General features: G+C 53.7%; 9 protein-coding genes. 8 read left to right on the forward strand and 1 reads right to left on the reverse strand.

Annotation, left to right across the window (positions count from 1 at the left end; translation table 11 throughout):
- Position 1 precedes the first annotated feature (1 nt).
- The 6 genes from HMPREF2726_RS10265 to HMPREF2726_RS10290 all read left to right on the forward strand — a co-directional run bounded on the left by HMPREF2726_RS10265 (position 2) and on the right by HMPREF2726_RS10290 (position 4426).
- Positions 2 to 544 carry a chorismate--pyruvate lyase family protein gene (locus tag HMPREF2726_RS10265; RefSeq protein WP_070603292.1) on the forward strand — a complete coding sequence of 181 codons (543 nt, stop codon included), beginning with the start codon at positions 2 to 4 and terminating at the stop codon, positions 542 to 544.
- Positions 545 to 701: 157 nt separating this feature from the next.
- Positions 702 to 1619 carry a 4-hydroxybenzoate octaprenyltransferase gene (ubiA, locus tag HMPREF2726_RS10270; protein ID WP_009311220.1) on the forward strand — a complete coding sequence of 306 codons (918 nt, stop codon included), beginning with the start codon at positions 702 to 704 and terminating at the stop codon, positions 1617 to 1619.
- 282 nt (positions 1620 to 1901) lie between these two features.
- Positions 1902 to 2351 (forward strand): PTS IIA-like nitrogen regulatory protein PtsN, encoded by a 450-nt coding sequence (gene ptsN, locus HMPREF2726_RS10275; RefSeq protein WP_003743926.1) that lies wholly within the window; start codon positions 1902 to 1904, stop codon positions 2349 to 2351.
- A gap of 3 nt (positions 2352 to 2354) precedes the next feature.
- On the forward strand, positions 2355 to 3317 hold the full coding sequence (hprK, locus tag HMPREF2726_RS10280) for an HPr(Ser) kinase/phosphatase (RefSeq protein ID WP_003756089.1): 963 nt from the start codon (positions 2355 to 2357) through the stop codon (positions 3315 to 3317).
- Positions 3298 to 4152: an RNase adapter RapZ gene (gene rapZ / locus HMPREF2726_RS10285; RefSeq protein WP_003756091.1), complete on the forward strand. Its 855-nt coding sequence runs from the start codon at positions 3298 to 3300 to the stop codon at positions 4150 to 4152. Before hprK ends, rapZ begins: the two co-directional genes overlap by 20 nt.
- Before the next feature lie 43 nt (positions 4153 to 4195).
- Positions 4196 to 4426: a hypothetical protein gene (locus HMPREF2726_RS10290; protein ID WP_009311223.1), complete on the forward strand. Its 231-nt coding sequence runs from the start codon at positions 4196 to 4198 to the stop codon at positions 4424 to 4426.
- Positions 4427 to 4443: 17 nt separating this feature from the next.
- Here the strand turns inward: HMPREF2726_RS10290 and HMPREF2726_RS14820 are convergent, their stop codons facing one another.
- Positions 4444 to 4578 (reverse strand): hypothetical protein, encoded by a 135-nt coding sequence (locus tag HMPREF2726_RS14820; protein WP_283118856.1) that lies wholly within the window; start codon positions 4576 to 4578, stop codon positions 4444 to 4446.
- Between the two features lie 3 nt (positions 4579 to 4581).
- On the opposite strand from HMPREF2726_RS14820, the gene ylqF reads away from it, so the two are divergent.
- Positions 4582 to 5523, forward strand: a complete 942-nt coding sequence (gene ylqF, locus HMPREF2726_RS10295; RefSeq protein WP_070603294.1) for a ribosome biogenesis GTPase YlqF — start codon at positions 4582 to 4584, stop codon at positions 5521 to 5523.
- 174 nt (positions 5524 to 5697) lie between these two features.
- Positions 5698 to 6300 carry an SMC-Scp complex subunit ScpB gene (locus HMPREF2726_RS10300; protein WP_003769031.1) on the forward strand — a complete coding sequence of 201 codons (603 nt, stop codon included), beginning with the start codon at positions 5698 to 5700 and terminating at the stop codon, positions 6298 to 6300.
- Positions 6301 to 6374 lie beyond the last annotated feature (74 nt).

Here is a 6374-nt window from a genome sequence, read left to right on the forward strand (position 1 = left end):
CATGAAACACATCAATCTAAATCCCATGAATCCCCCTTTGAATTGGCAAGACAAACTTCCCGACGAACTGCCGCAGGGCTGGAACGAACGCGCCGCCGCTTTGTGCCAAGCGCAATCGCTGACCGCCGCCTTACGCGCCTTGGGCGGCAGCTTTACGGTAAAAGTGCTGTATATGGGCGAACTGGGCGGGCTGGGTAATCCGTTTGGCGGAAACTATGCCGAAACCGCCGCCCCGCAATTCGTCCGCGACGTTTTGCTGCATCTGGACGGCGTGCCCGTCGTACAGGCGCGCAGCGCGTGCAGCCTGCAATCCCAAGCCTGGCGCGGCGTGTTGGATTGCGGCACGCAGCCTTTGGGCGAGCGGCTGTTTGACGGCACGCTGCCCTTGAAGCGTTCGGCATTCGAGTTTTGTCTGATGGAAAACGCAGGCGGTCAGGATGATTTCAGACGACCTGTCGCTGCCCGCAGGTCTTATTTTGATTGGGATGGTGAGGTGTTGGAACTGACGGAATATTTTTTGGCGGGGTTGGCGCGGTTTGTGTAGGGCGCAGATATGCCGTTTTTGTATCTTTCTGTAAAAGTTGGGGATAAGGGTCTAAATAAAATAGTAAAATCTAAAAATTGATTTATAATGAACATAATACGCTAAGCAATAATTACAAATTGATTTATTATACCAATAACATATTTTTCACATTCGCATGAAGATAAGACGTGTTCTCCTACATTTTTTCCCGCGCTATGCCGTCGGACGGATGGTCATATACGGCAAATTGATGCGCATCGACAAGCCTATCGGCACGTTGCTGCTGCTTTGGCCGACCTATTGGGCATTATGGGTCGCTTCGGAAGGTATTCCGGAAGCGGATATTTTTTGGGCGTTTACCGCCGGTACGTTCTTTATGCGCAGCGCAGGCTGCGTGATCAACGACTTTGCCGACCGCGATTTTGACGGTTCGGTCGAGCGCACGAAAAACCGCCCCTTTGCCCGCGGGTTGGTTTCCAAAACAGAAGCGATTCTGCTGACCGTCATCCTCTGCCTGCTTGCCGCCCTCTGCATGACGCCGCTGAACCTGTTGACTTGGGTGATGAGCGTTCCTGCGCTGTTTCTGGCGATGACTTACCCCTTTACCAAACGGTTTTTCCCGCTGCCGCAGTTTTATTTGGGGCTGGCGTTTTCTTTCGGGATTCCGATGGCGTTTGCCGCCGTCCGCAGCGGCGTGCCTTCTACGGCATGGCTGATGTTTACCGCTAATGCTTTGTGGACGCTTGCCTACGACACGATTTATGCGATGTCGGACAAGGAAGACGATTTGAAAATCGGGATTAAAACTTCGGCCATCACGTTCGGCGATCACGATATTTCCGCATCCATGCTCTGCCATTTTTGGTTTACCGCGCTGATGGCGGTGTTGGGCGTGAAAATCGGCGCGACATGGCCGTATTGGATTATGCTGCCTGCGGTGGTGTGGCTGCAAATCGGTCAATACCATGCCATCAAAACGCGCGACCGCCAGACTTGTTTTAAAGTGTTTCTGGATAACAACTATATCGGTCTGCTGTGGTTTTTGGGTTTGGCGGGGCATTATTTGTGGGCTTTGGCTGCCACGCGGTTGTAAGGCAATAAAATGGTTAACACGTCGTCTGAAAAGGGTTTCAGACGACGTGTTGCTTTTCGGGGCAGGGCGGATTGATGATATTGGCGGGGTTTTATCTGGTAGCCAAACCTGCTGTAAAACACTTGCCGCCGTTTTCAGACGATCTTGTGTATGAGTTAAGAAATATCAAAGAAGCAGCGTTTCTTGTTAGCAATCTGAGTGTAAATTGCGTGTTCAGGATTGAGGTTTGTACAGACAGTCGGTACAATTCCATTTCATTTTGCCACATCAAAAGAGATTTCTATGAGCCTTATCGGCGAAATTTTGCCTTTGTCCCATATCGTTTTAGACTTGGAAGTCGGCAGCAAAAAACGCTTGTTTGAAGAAGCGGGCCTGCTGCTTGAACATGAAGCAGAATTACCTCACGGCGATGTCTTCGACTGCCTGTTTGCCCGCGAAAAGCTGGGTTCGACCGGCTTGGGGCAGGGCGTCGCCATCCCGCATGGCCGTCATGCCTGCGTGAAAAAAGCCACCGGCGCGTTTATCCGCACGAAAGAACCGGTCGCTTTCGATGCGCCCGACGGCAAACCCGTATCCCTGATTTTCACTTTGTTGGTGCCGGAAAATGCGACCGGCGAGCATTTGGAAGTCTTGTCCAAACTGGCGGGCAGGTTCTCGCAAAAAGCCGTCCGTGAAGCCTTGATGTCCGCAACCTCTGCCGAGGAGGTGCGCAAACTTCTGGCAGAAGAGTAAAGAATGCCCAGTATATCCGTCCGCCGCCTGTTTTCCGATAATCAGCACAAGCTCCAACTTGCTTGGGCGGCAGGCAATTCGGGTGCGGATAACCGCATCGGAGTAGAGGCCGACAAACCCGTTTTGGCGTTGGTCGGCCATTTGAATTTTATCCATCCCAATCAAATCCAAGTCGTCGGTGTTGCCGAAGCCGAATATCTCAAGCGCCTCGAATCGGGCGAGTTGAATTACGATTTCGGTGAACTCTTCGATATCCCCATGTCGCTGGTCATCGTTGCCAACGGTCTGGCGGTTTCGCCCAAATTGCGCGACTACTGCCATAAAAACGACATCCCGCTCTTGACCTCCAAGCTCGAAAGCCCGTATTTGATGGATGTGTTGCGGATTTATCTGCAACGCACGCTGGCGACTTCCATCGTCAAGCACGGCGTATTCCTCGATGTATTTGAAGTTGGCGTGCTGATTACCGGTCATTCCGGCTTGGGTAAAAGCGAGTTGGCGTTGGAATTGATTTCGCGCGGACACAGCCTGATCGCCGATGATGCGGTCGAGCTTTTCCGTACCGGTCCCGAAACGCTCGAAGGCCGCTGCCCGCCGATGTTGCGTGATTTCCTTGAAGTGCGCGGATTGGGCATACTCAACATCCGCCACATTTTCGGCGAAACCTCCATCCGTCCGAAAAAAATCCTCCAGTTGATTATCAACCTGGTCGCTGCCGACGACGATTACATGAAGCAGCTCGACCGCTTGAGCATACGCACGGAAACCGAGTCCATCCTCAACGTCAACGTCCGTTCCGTCACCCTGCCTGTCGCCGTGGGCCGCAACCTTGCCGTATTGGTTGAAGCGGCGGTGCGCAACTACATCCTCCAGTTGCGCGGCAAAGACAGTACCAAAGAATTCCTCGAACGCCATCAAACACAACTCAAAGAAAACGAACAAAACCATGAAAATCGTCCTGATTAGCGGATTGTCCGGCTCGGGCAAGTCCGTTGCCCTCAAACAGCTTGAAGACCTCGGCTATTTCTGCGTGGACAACCTGCCGCTGGAAATGCTGCCTTCGCTGGTGCTGCACCATATCGAGCGCGCCGATGAAACCAAACTCGGCGTGAGCGTCGATGTCCGCTCCGGCATCAACATTCAGGAAGCGCAGGAGCAAATCCAATACCTGCGCGATGAAGGCCATCAGGTCGAAGTATTGTTTGTGGAGGCAGAAGAAAGCGTGCTGGTGCGCCGTTTTTCCGAAACGCGGCGCGGCCATCCGCTGTCGGGACTGAACCTTACCCTGCTGGAAAGCCTGCAAAAAGAGCGCGAATGGCTGTTCCCGCTCAAAGACATCGCCTACTGCATCGATACATCCAAAATGAACGCGCAGCAACTGCGTTATGCCGTTCAACAATGGCTCAACATCGAGCGCAGGGGGCTTTTGGTTATCCTCGAATCTTTCGGCTTCAAGTATGGCGTGCCGAACAACGCCGATTTCATGTTCGATATGCGCAGCCTGCCCAATCCCTATTACGATCCCGAGCTGCGCCCCTACACCGGCATGGATGCCCCCATTCAAGCGTATCTCGACCAGCAGCCCCTGGCGCAGGAAATGGTGGACGACATCGACCACTTTATGAACCACTGGCTCCCGCGCCTGCAAAAAGAAAGCCGCAGCTACGTTACCATCGCCATCGGCTGTACCGGCGGACAGCACCGTTCCGTCTATGTCGTCGAAAAACTCGCCCAACGCCTGCAAGGACATTACGAACTGCTGGTCCGCCACAGACAGGCGCAAAACCTGTCCGGACGCTGATTCCCCTTTTCAGACGACCTTTTCGATATAAAAGGAGAAAACCATGAAACCCATCATCACCCTCGCACTCGCCTGCACACTCGCCGCCTGCGCCGCCGAAGTCCCCGCCTACCGCTGGCATCGCACCGGCGCAAGCGAATCCGACGTTTCCCGCCAAATCAACATCTGCAAATCACAAGCGCAACACGACGCCAAACACGGACGCGAATCCAAATCCCTTGAACAATGTATGGACGAAGCCGGCTACTACCGCTACGAACACGGCAACCTCTAAACCTTGAGCGCCCCAAACTAAAAGGTCGTCTGAAAAACCGCGAAGGCTTTCAGACGACCTTTGCACAGAAAACGGACAAACCTCAGGTCGTCTGAAAACACCGCCGAACCACTTTTCAGACGACCCCACCGCAAATCAGACAGAAAGAACAAAACATGGCAATCCAATGGTTTCCCGGCCACATGAACAAAGCAAAAAAAGCCATCGCCGAGCGCGCAAAAAGCGTCGACATGGTGATTGAAATGCTGGACGCACGTATGCCCGCCTCCAGCGAAAACCCCCTGCTTGCCCAGCTTTCCAAAGGCAAACCCAAACTCAAAATCCTCAACAAACAAGACCTTGCCGACCCCGAACGCACCAAAATCTGGCTCGAACACTACAACAGCCGCCCCGATACCCGCGCCATCGCCCTCGATTCCTCCGAAACCGGCGTGCACGGCAAAATCACCCAAGCCTGCCGCGCCATGATTCCCCACCGCCAAGGCATAGAAAAACCCCTGCGCGTCCTCATCTGCGGCATCCCCAACGTCGGCAAATCTACCCTCATCAACGGCATGATAGGCAAAAAATCCGCCAAAACCGGCAACGAACCCGGCATCACCAAAGCCGAACAACGCCTTTTCCTCGCCGACGACTTCTGGCTCTACGACACCCCCGGAATGCTGTGGCCGAAAATCATCGTCGAAGAAGGCGGCTACAACCTCGCCGCCGGCGGCGCAGTCGGACGCAACGCGCTGGACGAAGAAGAAGTCGCCCTCGAGCTCCTAGACTACCTCCGCCGCCACTACCTCCCCATGCTGCAAGAACGCTACCAAGCCGACAAAGACCCCAGCAGCCACTGGGACGACAACTCATGGCTCGAATGGATAGCCAAAAAACGCGGCGCAGTCTTGAGCGGCGGACGGGTCAACTACCAAAAAGCCGCCGAAAACATCCTCACCGACTTCCGCGAAGGCAAAATCGGCAGAATTACCCTCGAAACGCCGAACCAATGGGAAACATGGCTTAAAAAAGCCCGACAAAAAGAAGCCGAACTCAAAGCCGTGCGCGAAGCCAGAAAAGCAGAACGCAAAGGGCAGAAGCCTGCGGACGAGTAGGGCGGTATAGTGGAATGCCAAAAGAGGTTTCACTATCTTCAAACAGGTCGTCTGAAACCTCAGAATAAATTTTTCAGACGACCTGTTTGTAACATTTAAAACCAACATATAAAACTGAAAAGAGTCCTTGTCTAAGGTCGTCTGAAAACATCAAAACAATTAAATTTTAACGTTATGACTGAAAAACTCCCTCCCGACGCGCTGATCGAAGCTGCGCTTTTGACCCAAACCGAACCCTTAAACGAAAAATCCATGCGCGAATTGTGTGTGCCGCCGCTGTCGCAGGACAAATTAATCGACGTGTTGGCGCAGTTGAAAACGCGTTGGCAGGGCAGGGCGTTGCAACTGGTGCATACGCACGAGGGCTGGCGGTTTCAGATTGCGCAGGCGGCATTCGAGCGGCTGGGCAGCCTTCAGGAGCAGCGTGCGCCGCGCTATTCCCGCGCCGTAATGGAAACGCTGGCGATTATAGCCTACCAGCAGCCGGTGACGCGCGGCGACATTGAGGGCATACGCGGCGTGGCGGTGTCGCAGAACGTGATGCAGACCTTGCAGGACAGGGGTTGGATTGAAGTGATCGGGCATCGCGATTCCGTCGGGCGGCCTGCATTGTGGGCGACGACGCCGACGTTTTTGAGCGATTTGCGCTTGGACAGTTTGGAAGATTTGCCGCCGCTGACAGAATTAGGCGAATTGGTTTTGCCTGATTTGATCGAAACGCCGCCGACAGGCGAAGAAGAGGAGCAGGAAGAAACGCCGGAGCGGCTGATTAATTAAATCAGGCAGGATTGGCAAAGGTCGTCTGAAAACTGGAAATAGGTTTGAACTGCACCCCAAAAGTTGGACATCCC

This window comes from Neisseria sp. HMSC074B07 (genome assembly GCF_001810355.1).
Classification (GTDB): domain Bacteria; phylum Pseudomonadota; class Gammaproteobacteria; order Burkholderiales; family Neisseriaceae; genus Neisseria.

Excerpts from the sequence above, each read along its gene's own strand:
- HMPREF2726_RS10265 (WP_070603292.1), top strand. The coding sequence starts at position 2 with ATGAAACACATCAATCTAAATCCCATGAATCCCCCTTTGAATTGGCAA.
- ubiA (WP_009311220.1), top strand. The coding sequence starts at position 702 with ATGAAGATAAGACGTGTTCTCCTACATTTTTTCCCGCGCTATGCCGTC.
- ptsN (WP_003743926.1), top strand. The coding sequence starts at position 1,902 with ATGAGCCTTATCGGCGAAATTTTGCCTTTGTCCCATATCGTTTTAGAC.
- hprK (WP_003756089.1), top strand. The coding sequence starts at position 2,355 with ATGCCCAGTATATCCGTCCGCCGCCTGTTTTCCGATAATCAGCACAAG.
- rapZ (WP_003756091.1), top strand. The coding sequence starts at position 3,298 with ATGAAAATCGTCCTGATTAGCGGATTGTCCGGCTCGGGCAAGTCCGTT.
- HMPREF2726_RS10290 (WP_009311223.1), top strand. The coding sequence starts at position 4,196 with ATGAAACCCATCATCACCCTCGCACTCGCCTGCACACTCGCCGCCTGC.
- ylqF (WP_070603294.1), top strand. The coding sequence starts at position 4,582 with ATGGCAATCCAATGGTTTCCCGGCCACATGAACAAAGCAAAAAAAGCC.
- HMPREF2726_RS10300 (WP_003769031.1), top strand. The coding sequence starts at position 5,698 with ATGACTGAAAAACTCCCTCCCGACGCGCTGATCGAAGCTGCGCTTTTG.